The 24,619-nt window shown below is 62.6% G+C and carries 18 protein-coding genes and 6 tRNA genes; 9 read left to right on the top strand and 15 right to left on the bottom strand.

Annotation, left to right across the window (positions count from 1 at the left end):
* Nucleotides 1–178 precede the first annotated feature (178 nt).
* Nucleotides 179–1,543: a sn-glycerol-3-phosphate ABC transporter substrate-binding protein UgpB gene (gene ugpB, locus BFX80_RS14335; protein ID WP_394327507.1), complete on the bottom strand. Its 1,365-nt coding sequence runs from the start codon at nucleotides 1,541–1,543 to the stop codon at nucleotides 179–181.
* Between the two features lie 378 nt (nucleotides 1,544–1,921).
* Here ugpB and BFX80_RS14330 point away from each other — a divergent pair, with 378 nt between their 5' ends.
* Nucleotides 1,922–2,410: a hypothetical protein gene (locus tag BFX80_RS14330; RefSeq protein ID WP_084209255.1), complete on the top strand. Its 489-nt coding sequence runs from the start codon at nucleotides 1,922–1,924 to the stop codon at nucleotides 2,408–2,410.
* Nucleotides 2,411–2,535: 125 nt separating this feature from the next.
* On the opposite strand, the gene BFX80_RS14325 is transcribed toward BFX80_RS14330, so the two are convergent.
* Nucleotides 2,536–5,004: an acyl-CoA dehydrogenase gene (locus BFX80_RS14325; protein WP_084209254.1), complete on the bottom strand. Its 2,469-nt coding sequence runs from the start codon at nucleotides 5,002–5,004 to the stop codon at nucleotides 2,536–2,538.
* Nucleotides 5,005–5,042: 38 nt separating this feature from the next.
* On the opposite strand from BFX80_RS14325, the gene BFX80_RS14320 reads away from it, so the two are divergent.
* On the top strand, nucleotides 5,043–5,291 hold the full coding sequence (locus BFX80_RS14320) for a hypothetical protein (protein WP_084209253.1): 249 nt from the start codon (nucleotides 5,043–5,045) through the stop codon (nucleotides 5,289–5,291).
* 202 nt (nucleotides 5,292–5,493) lie between these two features.
* Here BFX80_RS14320 and betA read toward each other — a convergent pair whose 3' ends face one another.
* The 3 genes from betA to betI form a co-directional block, all read right to left on the bottom strand.
* The gene (gene betA, locus BFX80_RS14315) at nucleotides 5,494–7,209 is read right to left on the bottom strand and encodes a choline dehydrogenase (protein ID WP_077371454.1); all 1,716 of its coding nucleotides are present in this window, start codon (nucleotides 7,207–7,209) and stop codon (nucleotides 5,494–5,496) included.
* A gap of 370 nt (nucleotides 7,210–7,579) precedes the next feature.
* A complete protein-coding gene (gene betB / locus BFX80_RS14310; RefSeq protein ID WP_084209252.1) occupies nucleotides 7,580–9,061 on the bottom strand; it encodes a betaine-aldehyde dehydrogenase in 1,482 nt (493 codons plus the stop codon).
* A gap of 87 nt (nucleotides 9,062–9,148) precedes the next feature.
* On the bottom strand, nucleotides 9,149–9,811 hold the full coding sequence (gene betI / locus BFX80_RS14305) for a transcriptional regulator BetI (RefSeq protein WP_077371460.1): 663 nt from the start codon (nucleotides 9,809–9,811) through the stop codon (nucleotides 9,149–9,151).
* 495 nt (nucleotides 9,812–10,306) lie between these two features.
* On the opposite strand from betI, the gene BFX80_RS14300 reads away from it, so the two are divergent.
* From BFX80_RS14300 to BFX80_RS14280, 5 genes are all read left to right on the top strand, one after another.
* Nucleotides 10,307–11,260, top strand: a complete 954-nt coding sequence (locus BFX80_RS14300; RefSeq protein WP_084209251.1) for a choline ABC transporter substrate-binding protein — start codon at nucleotides 10,307–10,309, stop codon at nucleotides 11,258–11,260.
* An 86-nt stretch (nucleotides 11,261–11,346) separates the two neighbouring features.
* Nucleotides 11,347–11,423: transfer RNA gene (locus BFX80_RS14295), tRNA-Met, on the top strand.
* A 174-nt stretch (nucleotides 11,424–11,597) separates the two neighbouring features.
* A tRNA-Asn gene (locus BFX80_RS14290) sits at nucleotides 11,598–11,673 on the top strand.
* A 78-nt stretch (nucleotides 11,674–11,751) separates the two neighbouring features.
* Nucleotides 11,752–11,827 (top strand) — tRNA-Asn (locus BFX80_RS14285).
* Between the two features lie 97 nt (nucleotides 11,828–11,924).
* Nucleotides 11,925–12,000, top strand: a tRNA-Asn gene (locus tag BFX80_RS14280).
* A gap of 347 nt (nucleotides 12,001–12,347) precedes the next feature.
* On the opposite strand, the gene BFX80_RS14275 is transcribed toward BFX80_RS14280, so the two are convergent.
* Nucleotides 12,348–14,447, bottom strand: a complete 2,100-nt coding sequence (locus BFX80_RS14275) for a carboxy terminal-processing peptidase (protein WP_084209250.1) — start codon at nucleotides 14,445–14,447, stop codon at nucleotides 12,348–12,350.
* Nucleotides 14,448–14,741: 294 nt separating this feature from the next.
* Between BFX80_RS14275 and BFX80_RS14270 the strand changes: the two genes are divergently transcribed.
* Nucleotides 14,742–16,070: a M18 family aminopeptidase gene (locus tag BFX80_RS14270; RefSeq protein WP_084209249.1), complete on the top strand. Its 1,329-nt coding sequence runs from the start codon at nucleotides 14,742–14,744 to the stop codon at nucleotides 16,068–16,070.
* Between the two features lie 235 nt (nucleotides 16,071–16,305).
* On the opposite strand, the gene BFX80_RS14265 is transcribed toward BFX80_RS14270, so the two are convergent.
* Together BFX80_RS14265 and BFX80_RS14260 are read right to left on the bottom strand one after the other, a co-directional pair.
* Nucleotides 16,306–16,382, bottom strand: a tRNA-Met gene (locus BFX80_RS14265).
* A gap of 81 nt (nucleotides 16,383–16,463) precedes the next feature.
* Nucleotides 16,464–17,798 carry an FAD-dependent oxidoreductase gene (locus BFX80_RS14260; protein ID WP_084209248.1) on the bottom strand — a complete coding sequence of 445 codons (1,335 nt, stop codon included), beginning with the start codon at nucleotides 17,796–17,798 and terminating at the stop codon, nucleotides 16,464–16,466.
* Between the two features lie 153 nt (nucleotides 17,799–17,951).
* On the opposite strand from BFX80_RS14260, the gene BFX80_RS14255 reads away from it, so the two are divergent.
* Complete coding sequence (locus tag BFX80_RS14255; protein WP_167593050.1) at nucleotides 17,952–18,911, top strand: LysR family transcriptional regulator; 960 nt, start codon at nucleotides 17,952–17,954, stop codon at nucleotides 18,909–18,911.
* A 104-nt stretch (nucleotides 18,912–19,015) separates the two neighbouring features.
* Here the strand turns inward: BFX80_RS14255 and ychF are convergent, their stop codons facing one another.
* From ychF to lolB, 7 genes are all read right to left on the bottom strand, one after another.
* Nucleotides 19,016–20,107: a redox-regulated ATPase YchF gene (gene ychF, locus BFX80_RS14250; RefSeq protein ID WP_077371478.1), complete on the bottom strand. Its 1,092-nt coding sequence runs from the start codon at nucleotides 20,105–20,107 to the stop codon at nucleotides 19,016–19,018.
* 296 nt (nucleotides 20,108–20,403) lie between these two features.
* Complete coding sequence (gene pth / locus BFX80_RS14245; protein WP_084209246.1) at nucleotides 20,404–20,988, bottom strand: aminoacyl-tRNA hydrolase; 585 nt, start codon at nucleotides 20,986–20,988, stop codon at nucleotides 20,404–20,406.
* 31 nt (nucleotides 20,989–21,019) lie between these two features.
* Nucleotides 21,020–21,652, bottom strand: coding sequence for a 50S ribosomal protein L25/general stress protein Ctc (locus tag BFX80_RS14240; protein ID WP_077371484.1), 633 nt, complete (start codon nucleotides 21,650–21,652; stop codon nucleotides 21,020–21,022).
* 179 nt (nucleotides 21,653–21,831) lie between these two features.
* Nucleotides 21,832–22,761, bottom strand: coding sequence for a ribose-phosphate pyrophosphokinase (locus tag BFX80_RS14235; protein ID WP_077371487.1), 930 nt, complete (start codon nucleotides 22,759–22,761; stop codon nucleotides 21,832–21,834).
* An 84-nt stretch (nucleotides 22,762–22,845) separates the two neighbouring features.
* Nucleotides 22,846–22,920, bottom strand: a tRNA-Gln gene (locus tag BFX80_RS14230).
* Nucleotides 22,921–22,949: 29 nt separating this feature from the next.
* The gene (gene ispE / locus BFX80_RS14225; RefSeq protein WP_136938355.1) at nucleotides 22,950–23,828 is read right to left on the bottom strand and encodes a 4-(cytidine 5'-diphospho)-2-C-methyl-D-erythritol kinase; all 879 of its coding nucleotides are present in this window, start codon (nucleotides 23,826–23,828) and stop codon (nucleotides 22,950–22,952) included.
* A 68-nt stretch (nucleotides 23,829–23,896) separates the two neighbouring features.
* Nucleotides 23,897–24,571 carry a lipoprotein insertase outer membrane protein LolB gene (gene lolB / locus BFX80_RS14220; protein ID WP_077371490.1) on the bottom strand — a complete coding sequence of 225 codons (675 nt, stop codon included), beginning with the start codon at nucleotides 24,569–24,571 and terminating at the stop codon, nucleotides 23,897–23,899.
* Nucleotides 24,572–24,619 lie beyond the last annotated feature (48 nt).

The raw sequence follows: 24,619 nt of genomic DNA, 5'->3' as shown, positions 1-24,619 counted from the left end.
CGCAAGGAAGAGGGACTGATCACGTCAGTCGTGTGCGCATGGTCGGCGTGGATTCGGCCGACCATGCGCCATCAAGCCGGGAGAGAAGGGAAAGGGCACCGGTTTCGGGTGCGCTTTCCGCTCTCTGGCATCCAGGCATGGTGGGCCGCCCAGGCGGCCCACCATGGTGTGGCGGTGTTCAGCCGTTGGCGCGCTCGAACTTCTCCAGCAGCTTGTTGCCGCGCTCGACAGCCTGATCGAGACCGTCCTGCACGCTTTCCTTGCCAGCGAAGATCTTCTCGAGCTCTTCGTTGATCACGTCACGTATCTGCACCATGTTGCCCAGACGCAGACCCTTGGAGTTCTCGGTCGGGGTCACGGAGGTCATCTGGGTGATGGCGACGTCAGTGCCCGGATTCTCGGCGTAGAAGCCCTGCTCACGTGTCAGCTCTGCCGCGGCGGTGGTGATCGGCAGGTAGCCGGTGAACTGGTGCCAGTCGGCCTGGACTTCGGGCCTGGAGAGGTACTGGAAGAACTTGGCGACGCCCTGGTATTCCTCATCGCTGTGGCCGGACAGCACCCACAGTGACGCGCCGCCGATGATGGAGTTCTGCGGCGTCTCGATCGCGTCGCTGTCGTAGGGCAGCGGTGCCACGCCGAACTCGAAGCCCTTGGCGCTTTCCTTGACGCCGGCATAGCTGGCGGAGGAGCCCATCATCATCGCGCACTCACCGGAGTAGAACTTCGGCGCCGCGTCATCGAAGCGACCGCCGAACACGAAGCGCTTGTCGGCCTGCCAGTCATCGAGGCGCTGGATGTGGTCGACCACGGCGGTCTTGTTGAATTCAAGGCGGGTATCGGTGCCGGCGAAGCCATTGGCCTTACTGGCGAAGGGCACGTCATTGCGTGCCGAGAAGTTCTCCAGCATCACCCAGGACGGCCAGGTGGTCGTCAGGCCACAGCTGCCCGCGCCGGAATCGACGACCTTCTTGAGGGCATCACCCAGCTCCTGCCAGGTGGCCGGCACGGATTCGACACCGGCCTTGGCCAGCATGTCCTTGTTGTAATAGGTGACCGGGGTGGAGGAGTTGAACGGCATTGACAGCATCTTGCCTTCGGTGTCGGTGTAGTAGCCGGTGACGGAAGACAGGTAGGCCTTCGGATCGAAACTCGCGCCTTCTGACGGTGCATAGTCCGCCATCAGCTGATGGACCGGCATGATGGCACCCTTGGCGCTCATCATGGTGGCGGTGCCGGCCTCGAAGATCTGCACGATGTCCGGGCCCTTGCCGGCCCGGAAGGCGGCAATGGCGGACGTCATGGTCTCGGAGTAGTTGCCCTTGAAGACCGGCTTGACGACGAATTCATCCTGACTTGCATTGAAGTCGGCCGCGATCTCGTCGACCTTCTTACCAAGTCCGCCCCCCATGGCGTGCCACCACTCGACTTCGGTGGCGGCCAGGGCACTGGCGGAAGCGGTCGCGAAACCGACTGCCAGCGCGAGGCTGGCAAGATGACGGGTGCCACGGGTGTTGAGCATTGCGTGATGGGTCGGGCGGCGCATGGTCGAGCTCCTGAGAGGGTCCCTGGTCAGCCTTGTGGGAGTCGCGCAGGCTGACTGCTGTCGATCGATGGCGAACGATCAAGCGAACATCTTTTTGTTCTTATGATGATCGTCCGAAAAGCGTAGACGACTCTAGAAGGCTTTCCTTACAACTTTATGACGGTTGGATGTTCATGTGCGGGTAACCACCGTCGGCCCTGCACGGGGCGCGGTGGATCAGGCGATCATCCGGCGAGTGTGCTAGTCTTGCGCGCTGAAAATGCCTGTGGCGGAGAATGCGATGAAAGTGGTGGAAGTGAGTGCCGGTGCCCGGCGCGATGCGTGTCTGGCGATGCTGTGTGCCGAAGTGCATGGCCGCGAGGGGGGCTGGATGCGCTGGTGAGCTATGCCGGTGTCCGAGGTGTCTGGTTCGAGAACGAGACCGCTCGCCTGTTCGCGCTGGTGGACGATGCCGAGCGCATCCACTCCGCCGCCCTGTTGGTGCTCGACGAGAATGCGCGCGGGCTGAATCTTGCCCTGTGGGCGACGCCGCCGGTCCATCGTGGCCATGACCACGGCATCGCGCTGGTGTCACAGCTGGCGGATCACGGTCGTCTGCAGGTGCGTCTCACCGACGGCTCGCTGGTCAGCGTGCTGCGTCGCGCCGGGATCAACGACTGGCTGGAGGCCGAGGCCGAAGGCGATCGCCCGCGTGAGCTGGTCGGCATGAATCCGGCGGCGCGTGTCGGCACTCTCGCGGCGCTGGACGAGCCGCTGCGTCTGGATCGCGAGCGTATCAAGCGCACCTTCAAGGCGCGCCCGAAGGACTTCGAGACCTACAAGAACGCCTTCGTGCGTGATCTCGAGCACTTCGCGCGTCATATCTGAGATCGAGATGACGCGAAGCATGGCGCCTCCTGCCAATAAAAAGGCCCCGCTCACTGAGCGGGGCCTTTTTGGTTCTGCGATCAGCGATCAGGTCTTGCATCGCTCACGCGGGCGTCGGCCGGTGATCAGGCGGCGTCCTGCTGTGGGTTGGAGGCTGTGCCGTCACTCGCCATCGGCTTGCGCACGAAGGCATCGAAATCGAAGTGGTCGACGGTCAGCATGTCGAGTACCTCGGCTTCGAAGACGCGCATGAAGTCGCCATCCTCAGCGGACAGGATACCGGCCTCGACCGCCGCTTCGATGCGCGCTTCCGGTGACAGTGCGTCGGCCGGGATCTCGCCCTTGTGATAGGCCTTGGCCAGCGTCTTGTAGATCGGCTCCGCACGCGGGTAATCCTTGAGCAGCGCGTTGTAGCGGGCGAGAGCATTGTCCTTCTGGCCTTCGTCCTGAGCGTCCCAGGTGTTGTCGGTCAGCTTGGTACGCAATGCACTGTCGGTGGAGACGGCACGTGCGATCTCGCGGGTCAGGCTGTCCCTGGGCATGGCGAACTGACGACCACGCGGCAGCGTGACGACGCGCAATGTCGTGGCCAGGGCACGGTTGGGCAGGTTGGCGAGCAGTTCGTCGAGTGCCTTCTCGGTGCGATGCAGCAACCATTGCATGCTGTAGTGGAACAGCGCTTCCTCGTGCTCACAGGCGTCCGATTCGTGCCACTGCTTGAGCGTCAGGGACGCCAGGTAGAGGTTGGAGAGCACGTCACCCAGACGAGCCGACAGCATCTCGCGTGCCTTGAGGCTGGAGCCGAGGCTGGCCATGGCCGCATCGGCGGACAGCGAGAAGGCGGCGCTGAAGCGGTTGATGTGGTTGGCATAAGGCGTGGCGACGGCGTCGAAGCCGGTGGTCTTGCCGCCGATGCCGAAGCTCTGGCTGAAGGCGCGGGCCGCGTTGCCGAAGATGAGGCCTGCATGGCGGAAGAAGGCCTTGTCGAAGGCGTTCAGGTCATCGGCATCCTTGGCGGCCAGCTCTTCCAGCACGTACGGATGGCAGCGGATGGCCCCCTGACCGAAGATCATCAGGTTGCGGGTCATGATGTTGGCGCCTTCCACCGTGATCGAGACCGGGGTGCCGGCATATGCCACGCCGATGTAGTTGCGCGGGCCGAGCGTCACGCCGCGTCCGCCGTGGATATCCATGCCATCGGTCAGCAGCGTGCGGGCCATCTCGGTCAGCTGACTCTTGAGGATGGCGGAGGGCACGGCCGGCTTGTGGCCGTTGTCGATCATGTTGGCGGTATGCAGTACGGCGGCCTGGCTGATGTAGTTCATCGCGGCCATGCGAGCCAGCGGCTCCTGCACGCCTTCCATCTCGGCCACCGGCAGATTGAACTGGCGGCGGATGCGCGCGAAACCGGCGCTCCAGCCCAGTGCGTAGCGAGAGATGCCCGCGGAGCCGGACGGCAGGGTGATGCAGCGACCCACCGACAGACACTCGACCAGCATCTTCCAGCCCTGGCCGGCCATCTGCTCGCCACCGATCAGATAGCTGAGCGGGATGAAGACGTCCTTGCCGAAGATCGGGCCATTCATGAACGGCGCGCCGATCGGGTGATGGCGACGGCCGATGTCCATGCCGTCGGTATCACGCGGAATCAGGGCGCAGGTGATGCCGATGTCTTCCACGTCCCCCAGCAGGTGCTCGGGGTCGAACATGCGGAAGGCCAGGCCGACCACGGTGGCGACCGGCGCCAGGGTGATCCAGCGCTTCTCGAAGTTGAGGCGGATACCGACGACTTCCTCGCCGTCATGCATGCCGCGACACACGATACCGGTGTCCGGAATGGAGGTCGCGTCACTGCCGGCACGCGGGCCGGTCAGGCCGAAGCAGGGGATCTCGCGGCCATCCGCCAGGCGCGGCAGGTAATAATCCTTCTGTTCCTCGCTGCCGTACTTGAGCAGCAGCTCACCCGGGCCGAGGGAGTTGGGCACGCCGACGGTGACCATCAGCGTCTCGTTGACCGCCAGCTTCTGCAGTACCAGTGACTGCGCCTTGGCCGAGAAGCCGAGGCCGCCGTACTGCTTGGGAATGATCATGCCGAAGAACTTCTCGCGCTTGAGAAATTCCCACAGTTCCTCGGGAAGATCCGCACGCTCGCGAGCGATTTCCCAGCTGTTGGTCATGCCACAGGCGATGGAGCACTGCGTATCGATGAAGGCCTGCTCCTCGCTGGAGATGCCCTCATTGCGCTGTGCGGTCAGGGTGTCCCATTGCGGCTTGCCGGAGAACAATTCGGCGTCCCAGAACACGGTACCGGCTTCCAGGGCTACCTTCTCGGTCGCCGAGACCTTGGGCGACACCTTCTTGAACATCGCGAACAGCCGCGGGCTGAGCCACTTGGTGCGCAGCGCCGGCAGGCCGCAGACGGCGACCAGTGCCGCGCCGATCAACAGCAGGACACCAAGCACCGGGGTGTCGATGCCCAGGCCGATGAGGCCGGTGACCGCCAGCACGCCGATGGCGGCCAGTGCACCGGATTCACGTGCCATGACGGTCAGCAGACCGGCAAGGGCGACGAGGATGAGGATGAGCTGCGTCATGGCAGGATCTCCAGGTTGCGTTGCGGGAGCTCTAGCGAATGGCCTTCCTCTTCAGCATAGCAGCCATGCGTTTAGAACAGTTGTTTGAATTATTGTCAGCCTATCCCAACTCGACTCACTCCGCCAGTCCACCCAAGGTCGAAGGTATGAAAGGTGAAGCGATGGAAGAGGCGTCGCGGGGAAAGCAATGGTGGCTGTGCAAGGCGTATGGGCAGCGAAAGGGGCCTTGGATACAGGGAGAGGCACTGGCCCCGGTCGGGACGTCATCGGAGCTGCTGATGCCATGAGACGGGATGAGGCGGTGCGGGCGGGATGAAGCGATGCGGGCGGGGGGGGAAACGAGGAGGTGGGCTGCCACGACGGAAGTGATGGTCTGGAATCGAGACATGCCAGACATAAAAAAGGCCCCGCAGTGCGGGGCCTCGAACGATCGATGGTGCTTCCATGCCTGCCGTCAGCATAACGGAGGCTTACGTTGATCGCGCAGGATCAGCCGTTGATCGGCGCGGAATCGATCTGGCGCTTGGCGGGCTGCTTGGCCGGTGTGCCCGGCTCGACCACGAAGTAGTCGGCGTCGGACGGCGGCAGCGGAGCACGGCCCCGAATCTTGTCGGCCATCTTCTCCGCCAGCATGATCGTCGGTGCGTTCAGGTTGCCGGTGGGGATGACCGGGAACAGCGAGGCGTCCACGACGCGCAGGTTGTCGAGACCATGCACGCGACCGGCACCATCGACCACGGAGGTCGCGTCACTGCCCATGCGACAGCTGCCGCACGGGTGGTAGGCCGTCTCGGCATGATTGCGTACGTACTCGTCGAGCTGCTCGTCCGTCTGGACGTCAGCGCCCGGCGCCAGTTCGCGGCCACGGTAATCGTCCAGTGCCGGCTGAGCGATGATCTCGCGAGTCAGGCGAATGGCGGCGCGGAACTCTTCCCAGTCACGCTCCTCGGCCATGTAGTTGAAGAAGATCGAGGGCGCGGCCTTGGGGTCCAGTGAGGTCAGTCGGACACGGCCCTTGCTCTGGGAGCGCATGGAACCGACGTGTGCCTGGAAGCCGTGACCCTGCACCGCACTCTTGCCGTTGTAGCTGATCGCGATCGGCAGGAAGTGATACTGCAGGTTCGGCCAGGCCTCGTTGGCATCGCTGCGAATGAAGCCGGCAGCCTCGAACTGGTTGCTGGCACCCACACCGGTCCCCTTGAGCATCCACTCCAGGCCGATGGGCGGCTGGTTGTACCACTTGAGGGACGGGTAGAGCGAGATCGGCTTGGTGCACTCGTACTGGATGTAGAGCTCGAGGTGATCCTGCAGGTTCTCCCCCACACCCGGCAGGTGGTGCACCATCTTCACGCCCAGCGGCTCGAGGTGCTCACGGTTGCCTACGCCGGAGCGCTGAAGGATCTGCGGCGAGGCGATGGCGCCGGCACACAGCAGCACTTCCTTGCGTGCACGTACGCGGTGGTCCTGCCCCTTGCGCTCATATTTCACGCCGACCGCTGTCTTGCCCTCGAACAGGATGACATCAGTGGTGGCACGCGTCTCGATGGTCACGTTGGCGCGCTTCTTGGCGGTATCCAGATAGCCGCGGGCGGTGGAGGCGCGACGGCCTTCCTTGGTCACGAAGCGATCCATCGGGCCGAAGCCTTCCTGCTGATAGCCGTTGACGTCTTCGGTGGCCGGATAGCCCGCCTCGATGCCTGCCGCGATGAAGGCGTGATAGAGCTCGTTGTTGCCTTCCTTGGGAGTCGTGACCGAGACCGGCCCATCGCCGCCGTGGTAGTCGTTCGGGCCGATATCGCGCGTCTCGCACTTGCGGAAGTAGGGCAGGCACTCACGATAGTTCCAGTCAGCCAGGATGGGATCCTTGGCCCAGTTGTCGTAATCCAGCGCATTGCCACGGATGTAGCACATGCCATTGATCAACGAGGAGCCTCCCAGCCCCTTGCCGCGGCCACATTCCATGCGGCGATTGTTCATGTGCGGCTCGGGGTCGGTCTTGAAGTCCCAGTTGTAGCGCTGGCCCTGCAGGGGATACGCCAGTGCGGCAGGCATCTGGGTACGGAAATCGAAGCGGTGGTCACGGCCGCCCGCTTCCAGCAGCAGGACACTGACGTCAGCGTCTTCACTGAGGCGAGTGGCCAGCACGTTGCCGGCGCTGCCGGCACCGATGATGACGTAGTCGTATTCACGCTCGAATTGGCTCATGAAATCTCCTTTCGTATCAGATGCCACATGCGGGCGCAGGACGCCCCGTCGACGACGAGGGGTGGCCACTGCCGGGCGGATGGATACGGTGATGTGTCTGTGAGGAGCCGTCGGGGCAGCGCATGGCAAGTGGTATGCCATCACTGTCAGCGACTCGTCGGGATTCGTGCACTGCCAGCGCCGAAGTCATGAGTGGCGTGGCGTGCTGGCCGGCACGACGAGGGGTCGTCATGCCGGCGGGTGGGGCATCTGGCGCTATCTTCAGTGCATCAACTCACTGCAGCGGATCAGTGGATCAAGTGTCCTGATCCCGCATCCTGCGCCAGACAATGCTGCTGTCGTCGATTCAGGCCTCATGGCCTCTGGTGGCTCAGAAGGCGGACTCGAACGGCCCCATCTCGATCAGCACGGACTTGGTCTGAGTGTAGTGGGACAGCGTCTCGACACCATTCTCGCGACCGATGCCTGACTGCTTGTAGCCGCCGACCGGCATCTCGGACGGGGACTCGCCCCAGGTGTTGACCCAGCAGATACCGGCTTCGAGCTGGTGGATCACGCGGTGCGCGCGGTTCAGGCTCTCGGTGAACAGGCCAGCCGCCAGGCCATAGGTGGTGTCGTTGGCGCGGCGGATGACTTCCTCTTCGCTGTCGAAGGACAGGATGGACATCACCGGACCGAAGATCTCTTCCTGCACGATGCGCATGTCATCGCTGCAGTCGGTGTAGACGGTCGGCGCGACCCAGGCGCCCTTGGCGAAGTCGCCTTCGCTCATGCGCTCGCCGCCAACCAGCAGACGTGCGCCGTCCTGCTTGGCGATCTCCAGGTAGGAGACGACCTTTTCCAGGTGCTCGAAGCTGACCAGCGGACCGAAGGTGGTGGCGTGATCCTGCGGGTCACCGGCCTTGATACGTGCGACGCGCTCGACGATCTTGGCCTCGAAGGCGTCCTTGACGCTGGCTTCGACGAAGACGCGGGTGCCGTTGGTGCACACCTGACCGGAGCTGTAGAAGTTGGCCATCATGGCGCCGTCGGCAGCACGGTCGAGGTCGGAATCCGCAAACACCAGCAGCGGGGACTTGCCGCCCAGCTCCATGGTGACTTCCTTGAGGCTGGAAGAGGCGGACGCGGACATGACCTTCTTGCCGGTGCCGGCTTCGCCGGTGAAGGAGATCTTGGCGATATCCGGGTGCTCTGTGAGCATCACGCCGACGCGGGCATCGCCCTGCACGACGTTGAACACGCCGTCCGGCAGGCCGGCTTCGGTGAAGATCTCGGCAAGCTTCAGTGCGCTCAGCGGCGTGACTTCGCTGGGCTTGAAGACCATGGCGTTGCCGGCGGCGAGTGCCGGGGCAGACTTCCAGCAGGCGATCTGGATCGGGTAGTTCCAGGCACCGATGGCACCGATGACACCCAGCGGTTCCTTGCGGGTGTAGACGAAGGCTTCCTGGCGCAGCGGCACCTGGGTGCCTTCGATGGCCGGCGCGAGGCCTGCATAGTATTCCAGTGCATCGGCACCGGTGACGATGTCGACCACTTCGGTCTCGGACAGCGGCTTGCCGGTGTCCAATGTCTCGAGCAGTGCCAGCTCGTCATTGCGCTCGCGCAGAAGGTCGACGGCGCGACGCAGGATGCGCGAACGCTCCATGCCGCTCATCGCGGCCCACACCTTCTGGCCCTGCAGGGCGCTTTCGACGGCGGCATCCACGTCCGCGCCGCTGGCCTGCTGTACCTGGGCGATGACGTCGCCGGTGGCCGGGTTGACGGTCTCGAAGGTTTCGCCAGAGGTCGCGTCAACGCGACGACCATTGATGTACAGGGTCTGGGTCGGGAAGCTTGCGTTGCTGTTGGCCATGCTTGCGCTCCTGTCAGGGATCAGAAAAGGGGGAGAGTCGTAGAGTACCGGTGGGTTCAAGCGTCCGAGCGGGGGAGGCTGTTGCGCTCAGGCATGCTCGGCAGGCACCGGGTGCGTCATGTCAGACGCTTGTGCATCTGCTGCTGGCGTGGAGACGTCAGCGGCGTGTTGCGCCAGCTGGTATTCCACATATTCATAGGCCAGACGCCGGGCTCGCTCGACGTCCAGTCCCTCGGGGTCCAGCGCGCCACGCAACCACAGGCCGTCGATCAAGGCGGCGAGCCCTGCCGCCGCATCGCGTGCCTCCACCAGCGGCATCACGCGACGGAAGATGGCCGACAGATTGGAGACCAGACGACGGTCATTGACCTTCTGCAGGCGCTCCAGCGGTGTGCGATGCATGCTGGAGGCCCAGAAGGCCAGCCAGGTCTTGGAGACGCTCTGACTGACCTGGCTGCGATCGAAGTTGCCATCGATCACGGCATGCAGGTGACTGCGGACGTCGTTCGAGGCGATCTCGGCGCGTCGCTCACTGACGGCTCTGCGCAGGTCGGTGAGGATCTGGCGCATCGTGGCCTCCATCAGGCCATCCTTGCCGCCGAAGTAGTGACTGATGATGCCGGCGGAGACGCCCGCATGCCGTGCGATCCGTGCAACGGTGGCGTCGGCCAGTCCTGCCTCATCGATGGCTTGCATGGTGGCCAGAATCAATTGGCGGCGACGAATAGGCTCCATTCCCACTTTCGGCATCAGCTTGCTCTCCCGTCAGGTGGCGTATCGGTGAAACTCGCGTAATCTTGGTACTGGTAGACGCCAAGGATACGCGGTTGTCACCGCATTGCTGAATCCGGCGTTCAATCGGGATTCGGCTCGATCTTGTCGTGACTCGAGTTTTATTGAACGTTCAATTAATAAAAAAGTGTAGAGACAGAAAGGTGATGCGTCAAGTTGCATAATTCGTGGTTATTGAAAGCCAGGCTTGGTAGAACTATAGAGAACGCCAGAGGGCACAAGGCGTCCTAGCAAGGGCTGTGAAGGTGCTCACGAGGTGCCTCGTACGTCTGGCCCGGCAGCTCGTCAGAGACAGGCAGCTTCTCAACGACAGCATGGGAGCTTGTCGTGATGAGAGCGTGTCATGAGTGGCGCCTCCCGCGGGCTGTCACTTGTCGCCGGGCCGGGTGGGGATCAATGACACGTGTGACTGACGGACATGTACTGCTCATATAACAAAGAGAAGGGACAAGCATGAAATCATCATCAGGTTTTGCCGCATTGCCGCTGGGACTGGCCATGGGGATGCTGCTGGCACCCCAGGCGCACGCCGAGGTATCAGAGGAGTGCAGTACGGTGCGCTTCGCTGAGGTGGGATGGACGGACATCACTGCCACCACGGCGCTGACGCGCAGTGTCCTGGAAGGTTTGGGGTACGAGACGACCTCCGACACGATCTCCGTGCCGATCGCCTATGCCGGCATGAAGAACGATGACTTCGATGTCTTCCTGGGGAACTGGATGCCGTCGATGGCTTCCATCAGTGACCCCTATATCGACAAGGGGCAGGTAGAGCGACCGCGTGCGAATCTGCAAGGGGCCAAGTACACCCTGGCGGTGCCCCAGTACGTGCTGGATGCCGGCGTGACCTCGGTGGCGGATCTTGCCGACAACCTCGAGAAGTTCGATGGGCGCATCTACGGCATCGAGGCAGGCAATGATGGCAACATGATCATCGCCGACATGATCGATGACGATGCCTTCGGTCTGGGCGCCTTCGAGATGATCGATTCTTCCGAAGCCGGCATGCTGGCGGAAGTGAAGTCGAAGATCGCGGCCAAGGAGTGGGTCGTCTTCCTCGGCTGGGAGCCGCACCCCATGAACACTCGCTTCGAGATGGGATATCTGGAAGGCGCGGATGACTACTTCGGGCCGAACCTGGGCGGAGCGACGGTCTACACCAATACCCGCGCGGGATATAGTGAGGCGTGTTCCAATGTCGGTGCGCTGCTGGCCAATCTCGAGTTCAGCCTGGAGATGGAAAATCAGATCATGGGCGAGATCATGGATGAGGGTGCCGATCCGGACGAGGCAGCAGCAGACTGGCTCAAGCAGAACCCCAGCGTGCTGGAGGCATGGCTTGAAGGTGTCGAGACCACCCAGGGAGAACCTGGCCTGCCTGCCGTCAAGGCCTCGCTGGGCATCTGAGCATCCCGCTGACTCACTTTGACGGGCAATTGCAAAAAAGTGCTTGCAATTCAGCAGCCTGACCTGCAATATACGCCTCGTCGTGTGGCTACATAGCTCAGCTGGTTAGAGCACATCACTCATAATGATGGGGTCCCCTGTTCAAATCAGGGTGTAGCCACCAGTGATTCCAAGGCCTGCATCCGTGCGGGCCTTGTCACATCTGGATGTCGCCATGTGCGCTTTCGGAGGTGGATTCGGCAGAAGGAATCGAGCGAGTTCTGCGGCAGGTTGAATGCCCGAAGGTGGTTGACGCCATTGAGTATTTCCGTATAATTCGTCGCGTGTTCAAGGTTGTTCCTCGATAGCTCAGTTGGTAGAGCAAATGACTGTTAATCATTGGGTCACAGGTTCGAGTCCTGTTCGAGGAGCCAATAGCACACGCAGCATGCTTGAAATGTCAGTCTGACAGCATCCATGATGATGTCGCTGGCAGATGGATTTCCGGTCGTTCCTCGATAGCTCAGTTGGTAGAGCAAATGACTGTTAATCATTGGGTCACAGGTTCGAGTCCTGTTCGAGGAGCCAATCCCAGGCTTCCTGCCAATGCCGGAAATGACGCTGGTAGATGAGCATCTCATCGTCAGCTTCGATATCGCCCTGATATCGATCGATATTTCGTTGTTCCTCGATAGCTCAGTTGGTAGAGCAAATGACTGTTAATCATTGGGTCACAGGTTCGAGTCCTGTTCGAGGAGCCAATAGCACATCCCGTATCTCCCCCTCTTGCCAGTCGATCGTTCGAGATCCCGCCTGCCTCTCGTCAGAATGACGTGATTCTGCGCTGATGATGTCTCACTCCTGCAGTCTTCTCTGCCGCTTTTCTGTGTCTGCCTGCTTTCCTGTGTCCGCCCGCTTCCTTGCTGGTCGATCTCTCTGCTATTCGTTTCAGCTTGCCCTCGCGTGCCGAGCGCCGGTGCTGTCGATTCGCCGGTGCGTGTCGGTGACGCCTGCATCAGGCATGAAAAAGCCCCTGCACTCGGATCTGACATGAGGGCAGGGGCCTTGCAACCGCGATGTGCCGGCGCGTCAGCGACGACGAGAGAGTTCAGCGATCGCCATTGAGATGGGCGTAATCGAGCAGGATCTCGGCGCTTTCCTGGAGCTGAGCCTGATCGATGGGATCCTCGGCTGGCTCGTCGGTGCTGTCCTGCGTCTCGATCTCCTGCTGCAGGTCACTTTCTGCCGATGCGATGTGATCGCTGGCGGCATCAAGTTCGGCGAAGCTCGACAGCGGCTCCATGCCCAGTGCTCGGCGGCGCTTGTTTTCCAGTGCCAGTTGCTCGGCTTCCTGGGCATCCATCTCGCGCTTGCGCTGCTCACGATTGAGGCTGATGCTGGTCTGCTGGGCGCGCAGTGCCTTTGACAACGCGACTTCGCTCTGCAGGTAGACGAAGTTGGGCTCCTGTTCGACACGGCTCTCGTGGCGGGCACGCAGGGCTGCCAGGTAGCGAGCCGGTTCCCCATAGCGACGATACTTCACCGGGCGAACCTGGTCCCATGGCAGGGCGTAGTCGAGGCTCGATTCGCCGATTTCCTTCGGGTCGATGATGCTGGGGAAGGCGATGTCCGGCTTGACGCCCTTGTTCTGGGTGGAGTCACCTGAGATGCGATAGAACTTGGCGCGGGTCAGCTTGATTTCACCTTGTGTCAGCGAGGAGATCGTCTGCACGGTGCCCTTGCCGAAGGTCTGGCTGCCGATGACCGGGCCGCGGCCATAATCCTGGATGGCGCCGGCAAAGATCTCGGAGGCCGAGGCCGAAAGGCGGTTGACCAGGACGGCCAGCGGACCATCGTAGTGGGTGCCGGCATCGGTATCGCCATACAGGCTGATGCGTCCGCGGGCATCACGTACCTGCACGGTGGGGCCGCGGTCGATGAACAGGCCGATCATCGAATTGGCCTCCTGCAGGGCGCCGCCGCCATTGTTGCGCAGATCCAGAATGATGCCTTCCACCTGCTTGGCCTTCAGCTCATCGATGAGGCGCGCCACGTCACGTGTGGTGCTGCGATAGTCATCTTCGCCGGCCTGCCAGGCATCGAAGTCGACATAGAAGGCAGGGACGTGAATCACGCCGATCCTGTGCACGCCATCATTGCGCTTGACGTCGACGACCTTGGCGTTGGCAGCCTGGTCTTCCAGCTTGACGGTGTCGCGGGTGATGTCCACTTCCCGTGTCTTGGTGACATCCAGGGACTGGGCCGGGATGACTTCAAGGCGCACGACGGAGCCCTTGGGGCCACGGATCAGGTCCACGACATCGTCAAGGCGCATGCCGACCACGTTGGTCCATTCGCCATCCCCCTGACCAACGGCCACGATGCGGTCCGCCGGCTTGAGCTCCCCGTCCTTCTCGGCCGGGCCGCCCGGTACCAGGCTTGAGACCTTGACGTACTCGCCTTCGGATTGAAGCAGGGCGCCGATGCCATCGAGTGACAGCTTCATCTGGATGTCGAAGGATTCGCCCTGGCGTGGGGAGAAGTATTCGCTGTGCGGATCGATGCTGCCGGTGACGGCGTGCATGATCAGGGTCAGGATGTCTTCGTCGTTGGTCTGCTCGATGCGCTTGAGCTGGTTGGCATAGCGCTCGCTGAGCGTCTTGGCGATGTCCTCGTCGCTCTTGTCGGACAGCGACATCGACAGCCAGGCGTTCTTGAGTCGCTTGCGCCACAGCTCATCAAGCTCCTGCTCGCTGTCGGCCCAGGGGCTTTCCGCACGATCGAGTGCGAGTCGATCATCGCGGGTGAAATCGAAGCTCGGCTTGCCGTCCAGCGTCTTCACCAGCCATTCGAGGCGTGAGGTGAGGCGCTGCTGGTAGCGGGCATGCAGGGCATAGAGGCGCTCGAGATCACCGTCGAGCATGGCGTCATCGAAGGCGTGGCGAAGATCACTGAACTCGGTGATATCCGAGTCCAGCAGATAGGCTTTCTGGGGGTCGAGTGTCTTGAGATATTGCGTGAATGCCTGGGTAGCCCATTGGTCATCCAGCGTGACATCTTCGTAATGCCCGTAACGCAATGATTCGGCAACTTCGCGAGCAGCCTGTGCATCGGCGTCAGTAGGGGTGACCGCGGCGCTGGCGGGGCCGGCCATGGCGAGACACAAGGCAAGGCATGCCGTGCGCCGGACGTTTGCAAACAGGCTCATCAATGAAGCACTCCCGATTCATGTACACTCTGCTCCCTGAGCGACCTCTCCGCGGAGAGGTCGAGCGGGCATTGTAGCAGCCTCCCGCGTCCGCGACAGTTGCCTGTCGTTGATCGGCGGGGCTTGCGGTATGGCGTGTCAGCGCTGCCTGGCGTGATCGGTCCTGCGGGACCTGCGCGGCTGACGAGAGCTGGCGGGTCGATCACCACCGCAAGGGAGGAGTCGTTTCGCTCTATCCATCATGTTTCTTCTTATACAGTGCCTTGCATTCATCTTCGAGGACTTGACGCTATCATGACTTACGCGATTGCGGATTCCCGCGTTCCAGCACTGCTTGAATTCCTGAATGTCTCTCCGACGCCCTGGCATGCCACGGCGACCATGGCGGCTCGCCTGGAGCGCGAAGGCTATCGCCGACTCGAGGAGACCGAAAGCTGGAAGTTGTCGCCCGGTGAACGGGCTTTCGTGACGCGCAATGATTCCTCGCTGCTCGCCTTTCAGCTTCCTCGGGGTAATACGCAGCTCGAGGCAATACGGATGATCGGCGCGCACACGGATTCTCCTTGCCTGCGCCTGAAGCCCAATCCAGCCCAGCTCAGTCAGGGCTGGCTGACCCTGGGAATCGAAACCTACGGTGGCGTACTGCTGAATACCTGGTTCGATCGCGATCTCGGGCTTGCAGGCCGTGTTCAGGTGCGTCACCAGGATGGCCGTCGCGAGAGTCTGCTGCTGACGGTGATGCGGCCGGTGGCCTGTGTTCCGAGCCTGGCGATTCACCTGGATCGTGACGTCAACAATGGGCGCGCCATCAATGCCCAGACGCAGATGTCCGCCGTGGTCATGCAGCTGGGTGAGGAGGCTGGCACTCCGGCTGAGGCCTTCCATGCGCTGTTGATCGAGCTGCTGGAAGAGCAGCACGACGTGCGTGTCGCGGAGGTCATCGACTTCGAACTCGGGCTGCATGATCTGCAGCCGGCGGCCCAGGCCGGGCTCAAGGGCGAGCTGGTCGCCAGTGCACGCCTGGACAATCTGCTGTCCTGCTTCGTCGGCCTGGAAGCGTTGCTGGGGGCCGATGGCAGCCAGGGCGCGCTGTTCGTCGCCACGGATCACGAGGAAGTCGGCAGTGCCAGCGCCTGCGGTGCCCAGGGACCTTTCCTGGCGGATGTGCTCAAGCGCATCAATCACTATGTGGGCTTGGACAACGAAGAAGGTTATCAGTGCCTCGTGCAGCGCTCCTTGATGATCTCCTGTGACAATGCGCATGCCGTCCACCCCAACTTCCCGGACAAGCATGATGCGGGTCATGGCCCGAAACTGAATGCGGGGCCGGTGATCAAGGTCAACGCCAATCAGCGTTATGCCACCAACAGCACCACGGCGGGTCTGTTCCGTGAGCTGTGCCGTGAGCAGGAGGTGCCGGTTCAGACGTTCGTCAGCCGTGCCGACATGGGTTGCGGCAGCACCATCGGGCCGATCACCGCCAGTGAAGTGGGGGTGCCGACCTTGGATGTCGGGCTGCCGCAGTGGGGCATGCACTCGATTCGTGAGACGTCCGGCAGTGCCGATGTGGCGATGCTGATCAAGGTGCTGGTGGCATTCTGCAATCGCGAGCGTCTGGACTGAGCAGAGTTGAACTGACAAGCACGGTGAAACATTGAAAAATTGAAACATTGAAAGAGGCGGCCTGCGGGCTGCCTCTTTCGGTTTCGGTTTCGGTTTCGGTTCCGGTTCCGGTTCCGGTTCCGGTGTCGATTGTCGGCGGGAGTCACGAGCATGAGCGCAGGCGATGCGAGGGAATGTGAATCCGACGCAACAAAAAAGGCCTGACTGCAAGCAGTCAGGCCTTTCGAATCTTGGTTGGTGGCTACACCCTGATTTGAACAGGGGACCCCATCATTATGAGTGATGTGCTCTAACCAGCTGAGCTATGTAGCCGTCCAACGGAGGCGAATATTACGGATTATCCGTGATGTTGTCAACGCATCAGCCTGAAAAAGTGGCAGGGAATTCATCAGGCTAGCAGCCGAGCTGCTCTGCGAGGTGGTCGGGGAGGGTATCGAGGAGCGTGCCGGGAAGGCTCTCTTGCGAGATGGCGCGTGCGATGAGGTCGCCACTGGCGCAGGCCAGCGTGAATCCCAGGCTGCCATGTCCGACGTTCAGCCACAGGTTGTCCGGTCTGCCCGCTTGCTGGGGGCGTCCCAGGATCGGAGGGCCCTTCGGCGTGCTGGGGCGCAGCCCGGCCCACGGAGTGGCTTGCGAGAAATCGCCGGCGTCGGGGAAGGTCTCACTGGCCAGCTGACGCAGGGCGGCAATGCGCTTCTCGTCCAGCGCAGGATGGAAGCTGTCAGATTCGCGGTGGCCGATATCCACCATGGCCGCGACGCGCAGCTGTCGGGACTTGCGTGTATCCAGATCGGCGTAGACCACCTTGCGCGCGGCATCCGTCACGCTGATGCGCGGGGCCGCTGTCTTTGGGGTGTCAGCTGGCAGTGGCAGCGTGAGGCTGTAGCCCTTGAGCGGTTGCAGAGATAGGCGGATGCCCAGCGGGCGGACCAGTTCGGTGGCGTGATTGCCGGCCGCGATGATCAGCGTATCGACGACGTGGCGTTCGCGGCGGCCATCGGCGCGGGTGAGTTCGAGGTGCGCGATGCGTCCGTCGTGCGCGCTCAGTGGAGCGACGCGGGTGCTGGCGAGGTGTGTATAGCGACCAGAGGCCTGCAGCTTGCGCTCCAGCGCCTGACAGAAGGCATGGCAATCCGCCGTCTCGTCCGAGGCGCTGAAGATTCCGCCCGACAGATGAGGCTGCTGGTGGATAAGTGAGGACTCCAGTGCGATGCATTGACGTGCATCGAGCACCTGTTGGTCCTGAGGCGCGACGCGTGCGGCGGCGGCCCTGTCGAGCGCTGCGGAGTCGCGATGGATCACCAGCTTGCCGCGTTGCTGCCAGGCGAACTCCTCGAGTGCATCCTGAACTCGCCACTGAGTCATGATCTGTTGGCTGTGCAGTGCCAGGGCGAGCATCTGCGCTGCGCTTGCTCGATGCGTGCGCTGATTGCAGGCGGCCAGAAACTGCGTCATCCAGCGCCATTGTGCGGGGTCCAGGTTCGGGCGCAGTTTCAGCGGTGCCTCATTGCCTGCCAGCAACCACTTGATGGCCTGGCGGGGCACGCCGCTGTCAGCCAGCGGTGCCACGTAGCGGTAGCTCAACTGGCCGCCGTTGGCATGGCTGGTCTCGCGGGCGACGTCGGCGTGGGCATCGATCAGGGTCACGCAGTGTCCCGCTCGGACCAGTGCATGAGCGCTGCTCAGGCCGATCACGCCGCCTCCGATGATGGTCACATGACGTTGCATGGCAGGCTCCTGACGGTATGGGGTAGGCAGATGAGCATGCCTGTCCCGGGGCCGAGCGGCGAATGAAAGATCCTCGCTACGTCATAACCCTCGGTTATGGGGTAGGCTGTCGGCTGGACGTTGAGACAACACGACAGAATGTGGAGATCTTGCATGCGGCTCAGGGATCTGGAGGTCTTTCATGCGGTGTTGCAGGCCGGCAGCGTGACCGGCGCCGCTCGGCTGTTGCATGTTTCCCAGCCGGCCGCGAGCAAGGCGTTGCAGCAGGTGGAGCGGCAGTGGGGGATCGCGCTGTTCACCCGTAGCGCCGGACAGCTGGTGCCCACGGAGGAGGCGCGCAAGCTGGAGGCGGCAAGCCAGGGGATGCTGGGGCAGCTGGATGACGTCAAGCGGCTGGTAGAAGGCTTGCGCTCAGGTGAGGCGCAGTCTCTCAAGGTGGTGGCGACGCCGGCGATCGCCCAGCAGCTGTTGCCGCAGGCGCTGGGGCAATGGCGCCGGCGACATGCTCGAGTCAATTGCGAGCTGGCCACCCAGCACACCCGCGAGATCATCGATGCCCTGCTGCTGCATGAAGTCGATATCGCCTTCACCTTGAGTGCGCCGACGCATCCGGCACTGATGACTCGCGCACTGGCCCGCATGCCCCTGAAGGTATTGGCGCCCGCAGGGTACTGGGTACAGGAGTGTCAGCAGGCACCGATGACGGTGGCGGAGCTTGCCGGTCAGCGTCTGATCGCGCTGGGGGCGCATGATCCGCTGGCGCGACGTCTCGATGGCCTGCTGGCGAGCGAGATGCCGTCACCGTCTGAATCAGGTAACTCGAAAGCACCGTCATCTCCTCGCATCGTGACGCGCGTACAGACCTATCCGCTGGCAGCGGCACTGGTGCAGGCAGGGGAGGGGCTGGCCGTGGTCGATGCCTTGACGGCGCATACCGCCTGTCGGGAGCGTGGCCTGGACGCGCGGACATTGCCCCTGGCCGGCGAGCTGATGCTGAGTGCCGTGTGGCGTCGAGAGGCGGGGAGGGGGCGTCTGGCGCAGTCACTGGCGGACCAGTTGGCGACGCTGGCGGCACAATGGCTGCAGGGCTGTGCTCTTGATGATGGGGCATGACCCATGATGCAGAACGCCCCTGACCTCGTGGGAGATCAGGGGCGTTCCCTGCAGCATCAGGCGCTTTCAGGCTGGCTCACCAGGTACTGACTGCGCCCGAGGCCTCAGACATTGAAGCGGTAGTGCACCACGTCGCCATCCTTGAGGATGTAGTCCTTGCCTTCCAGGCGCCACTTGCCGGCATCCTTGGCGCCTTGCTCGCCCTTGTAGGCGATGAAGTCGTCATAGGAGATGACTTCGGCGCGGATGAAGCCCTTCTGGAAGTCGGTGTGGATGACGCCAGCGCCTTCCGGAGCGGTAGCGCCGATCTTGACGGTCCAGGCACGCACTTCCTTCACGCCAGCGGTGAAGTAGGTCTGCAGGCCCAGCAGTTCATAACCGGCGCGGATCACGCGATCCAGGCCCGGCTCTTCCATGCCCAGCTCGTCGAGGAACATCTCGCGCTCCTCTTCCTCCAGCTCGGCGATCTCGGCTTCGATCTTGTTGCACACCGGCACCACGCTGGCACCTTCATTGGCGGCGATGCCACGCACGATGTCGAGGTAGGGGTTGTTCTCGAAGCCTTCCTCGCTGACGTTGGCGATGTACATGGTCGGCTTGAGGGTCAGGAAGCCGAAGCCACGCAGGATCTTGAGGTCGTCATCGCTGAGACCGAAGCTGCGCAGCGGCTGGCCTTCGGCCAGGTGCGGCTGGATACGCTCCAGCACCGCCTTGGTGGCGATGGCTTCCTTGTCGCCGCCCTTGGCGACACGGGCCAGGCGCTGGATGCTGCGCTCGACGCTGTCGAGGTCGGCCAGGGCCAGCTCGATGTTGATGGTCTCGATATCGGCGGCCGGGTCAACGTGATTGGCGACGTGGATGACGTTGTCATCCTCGAAGCAGCGCACCACGTGGGCAATGGCATCGGTCTCGCGGATGTTGGCCAGGAACTTGTTGCCCAGGCCTTCGCCCTTGGAGGCGCCGGCGACCAGACCTGCGATGTCGACGAATTCCATGGTGGTCGGAATCACCTTCTCCGGCTTGACGATCTCGGCCAGCGCATTCAGGCGAGGGTCAGGCATCGGCACGATACCGGTGTTCGGCTCGATGGTGCAGAAGGGGAAGTTCTCGGCGTCAATGCCCGACTTGGTCAGTGCATTGAAGAGAGTGGACTTGCCGACGTTCGGCAGGCCGACGATGCCGCAATTGAAACCCATGGCGCTAGATCCTGGTGTGACGTGTCGAATGGGGCGTGGCACTGATGACCGTCTCGACCGGCAGGCCCGGAGTGCGAGGGCACGGGCCATGCGAGGAGACGAGGGGACAGGCACGGTGTGAAGTCAGGCGGGAAGTGTAAGGCCTCATGCCGCCGAGGTCATCCATTGGGCGCATGTCGCGCGACAAATGATGCCTTTTGCTGCTGATCGCGTGGCGAGACGCGCGCACAAGCGAGGTGATGCGCTGAGCGAATCACCGAAATTCGGAGAGGAGTGATGCCGGGTGATGCAGAGGTTCAGTGCTTGAAGGAGTGCAGGCGATTCATGGCCCGTGCCCATTCGCCGCTGAGGGCATCCGGGAGGGTCATGACCACTTCGTCGATGGCGTCATCGATGGCCAGGCGTTCAGCCTTGCCGGGACGCCCGAGCACGAAGTTGGTCACCAGCTTGGCATTGCCGGGGTGGCCGATGCCGATACGGGCACGATGGAACGACTTGTCGTTGCCCAGTGCGCTGATGATGTCGCGAAGCCCGTTGTGCCCCCCGTGGCCGCCACCCTGCTTGTAGCGGGCGGTGCCGGGATCGATGTCCAGTTCGTCGTGGGCGACGAGCAGTTCATCCGGGGCGAGCTTGTAGAAGTTGCACAATGCGGCCACGGCCTGACCGCTGCGATTCATGAACGTCGATGGGAACAGCAGATGCAGATCCTGACCGGCGAAGATGATCTTCGCGTACTGGCCATGGAACTTGCGTTCCGGACGCAACGTGGTGTGACCGTGGCGCGCAAGAGCGTCAAGGAGCCAGACGCCGGCGTTGTGACGGGTGTCTTCGTATTCGCTCCCCGGATTACCGAGGCCGATGATCGCTTTCACTCGTGACATGCGTGTCTGGCTCCCTGATCAGAAGGCTGCGTTATTCTGCAGCGGCTTCTTCGCCTTCAGCAGTATCTTCTGCGTCAGCAGAGATGTTCGGACGAGTGACGTTGACCACAGCGGTGTCGTGATCGGCACCGTGAGACAGGGCAACGGACTCGGCGCCTTCCGGCAGAGCGATGTCGGACAGGTGCAGGGTGTGGCCAACTTCCAGCTTGGACACGTCCAGCTCCAGGTATTCCGGCAGGGCTTCCGGCAGGCAGCTGATTTCGACGTCAGTTGCCAGGATGTGCAGGACGCCGTCCTGATCCTTGACGCCGACACAGGCTTCCTGACCAGTGATGTGCAGCGGCACGTTCATGGTCAGTTTGTGGGTCGGGTCGATGCGCAGGAAGTCGATGTGAGTCAGCAGCGGCTTGAACGGGTGACGCTGCAGGTCACGGATGACGACTTTCTCGGCCTTGCCAGCAACATTCAGGGTGATGATGGAGGAGTAGAACGCCTCATCGTCAACCGCCTTGTACAGGCTCGGCTTGTCGACCATGACCGGAGTCGGGGCCTTGTCGGCGCCGTAGACGATTCCCGGCACGAAGTCGTTCGTACGACGCAGGCGGCGGCTCGCACCTTTCCCCAGGTCTTCACGAACTTCAGCATTCAGTTTGAACAGTTTCATTTTGCAGATACCTCAAGGGTCTAATGAGAATCCGGCAGCCCCCGCGACCAGAGCGCTACCGGATCCATGAGGCCGGCCCGGAGATTTCCGGGCCGGCCGCTTGTCGGCAGATGACGGATCATCTGCCGGTGTCAGTGCCTCTTCCCCGAGCAGCGGCGAGCAGGGCCCGCCGACAGGACTCAGTGGAACATGGCGCTGACGGATTCTTCATTGCTGACGCGACGGATCGCCTCGGCGATCAGGCCAGCGACTGTCAGCTGGCGGATCTTGCCGGAACGACGTGCGGTGTCGGACAGCGGGATGGTGTCGGCCACCACCACTTCGTCGAGGACGGAGTTGGTGATGTTGTCGACCGCCGGGCCGGACAGGATCGCGTGGGACGCATAGGCCACGACGCGGTTGGCGCCATGATCCTTGAGTGCCTCGCCCGCCTTGCACAGGGTGCCGGCGGTGTCGATCATGTCATCGACCAGCACGCAGGTGCGGTCCTTGATATCACCGATGATGTTCATCACCTGGGCCTGGTTGGCCTGGGGACGACGCTTGTCGATGATGGCCAGCTCGCAGTTGAGCTGCTTGGCGATGGCACGGGCACGCACCACGCCGCCCACATCCGGGGAGACGACGATCAGGTTGTCATAGTTCTGACGTTCGATGTCGTCGAGCAGGATCGGTGAGCCGTAGACGTTGTCCACCGGCACATCGAAGAAGCCCTGGATCTGGTCGGCATGCAGGTCCATGGTCATGACGCGATTCACGCCAGCCTTGACCATCATGTCCGCGACCACCTTTGCCGAGATCGGCACGCGAGCGGAGCGCACGCGGCGATCCTGACGGGCATAGCCGAAGTACGGCACGACCGCCGTGATGCGCGCCGCTGACGCACGACGCAACGCATCCACCATCAGGATCAGCTCCATCAGGTTGTCGTTGGTCGGTGCGCAGGTGGACTGCATGATGAAGACGTCCTTGCCGCGGACGTTTTCGTTGATTTCTACCGCAATCTCGCCATCGCTGAACTGACCGACGGTTGCGTGGCCCAGGCGGGTATCGAGGGCTTCAGCTACCTTGCGGGCGAGAGCGGGATTGGCATTCCCCGCGAATACCATCAGTTTTGACACGCGCAGCCACCTTTGGAGTCTTGTGGGATCTCGGGAGTGGAGAATTCCGGGTTGACCGGGAACGGCCAGGATTGGCTGGGGTACCAGGATTCGAACCTGGGAATGTCGGTACCAGAAACCGGTGCCTTACCACTTGGCGATACCCCAGCAACGTTCACTTCAACCAGTTGCTGTGCTCAGGCCGAAGCCAGAGCGGCATGAAGAGGGGAGAGATTGCAACCACGTGCCATGAAGGCGTGCCACGTCGGGCGCTCGGAGTCGAGTCGGCCCAGCACCTTGCTGGCCTGTCGTGCGTCATCGAACGCACAGAACACACAGGCGCCGGTGCCCGTCAGTCTGGCGGTGCCGAACTGGTCCAGCCAGTCCAGGGCGTCGGCGACTGCCGGGTACAAAGTGCGCACCACGACTTCGCAGTCGTTGCGGCCCCCCTGCAGTGCGCGCGCCATACTAATCGCGGGACTGGAACGTGTCAATTGCGGGTGGCCAAACACGGCGGGGGTCGCGACCTCGATGCCCGGGTGGATCACCACGAACCACGGGGTGTCCAGCGGGGCAGGTTCCAGTCGCTCACCGATGCCTTCGGCCCAGGCCGAAAAGCCGCGAACGAAGACCGGTACATCGGCCCCTAGAGTCAGTCCGAGCTCGGCCAGGGTGTCCAGGTCGAGCTCAAGTTTCCAGAGGTGATCCAGCGCCAGCAGCGTGGTGGCCGCATCACTGCTGCCACCGCCCAGGCCACCGCCCATCGGCAGCACCTTCTTCAGTCGGATATCGACACCGGGCAAGTCATTTGGGCTCGCGACCTGGCCGCGTGCGACGGCCGCTTCTCTCAGCAGGCGAGCGGCACGCATGATCAGATTGGACTCCGCGGGCACGCCTTCGATGGCCGGGGCGAGGTGAATGGCAGCGTCATCACGCAGCGTGAAGTCCAGTCGGTCACCGTGATCCAGAAACTGGAACAGTGTCTGCAGTTCATGATAGCCATCGGCGCGCTGACCGGTGATATGCAGCATGCGGTTGAGCTTGGCCGGTGCCGGCAGAGAAAGTGTCGCGGTCATCGTGTCCGTCATGGATGAGCTGGCCGGAATGCTGGCCGTGGAGAAAGAAGAGAGCGTCGGGGGCACGCTTAGAGTGCCTGCCACTGATTGACGATCAGGGTGGCGGTCAGATCGCCGTAGTAGAGTTTCATCTTGCGCGGCAGCCACAGTCCTTCGGCGCGGGTCCAATCCTGATAGTCCACCTCCCAGCCATCCTGATAAAGGGTATCGGGGAAGCCGAGGGCGTCACTCTTCAGGTCGTGCTCGCCCTTGGCTGCCACTCCGCGGACCCAGTCATCCAGAGCCCCCAGCGGCAAGGACCAGCCCAGCTGCGAGAGCATCAGGCTTTCGGCGTCCGGTGCCTGGAAGTCGCCGTCGGACGAGGAGAGGCGCACGCCCTCGGCATCACGCACCAGGGTCGTGCGGCCAGCACCCAGTGGGCCGGTGATCAGCATGTGGTAGTCATCGCCCTCCTGCTGCCAGTCAAGATTGGCGCTGTGACCTTCCTCCGGCGTGCGAATGCCGACCTTGCCTGCCAGTTGCCAGTGCGTGAGCGAATCGATCCTGTCGCTCTGCTGCTGCCAGTCACCTTCATTGCGGGTCAGGTCACCGGCGTTGTCGCTGGCCATCTGACTGGCACAGCCGCTCAGGCCCAATGTCATGGCCAGCAGGACTGGCCCCACCAGACGGCGCAACATGGCGAGGGAAAGGTGGCGTGTCCGGGGAGAGGAGAATGATGATAGGGGGAAAGAAGAGGAGGTCATGACGCGAAAGCCTTCCGGATGGCGGAATGAGAGTCGATGGGCAACCGA

This window comes from Cobetia marina (assembly GCF_001720485.1).
Lineage (GTDB): Bacteria > Pseudomonadota > Gammaproteobacteria > Pseudomonadales > Halomonadaceae > Cobetia > Cobetia marina.
Note: the sequence above shows the minus strand (reverse complement) of the source record. Positions and strands in the feature narration are given on the sequence as shown.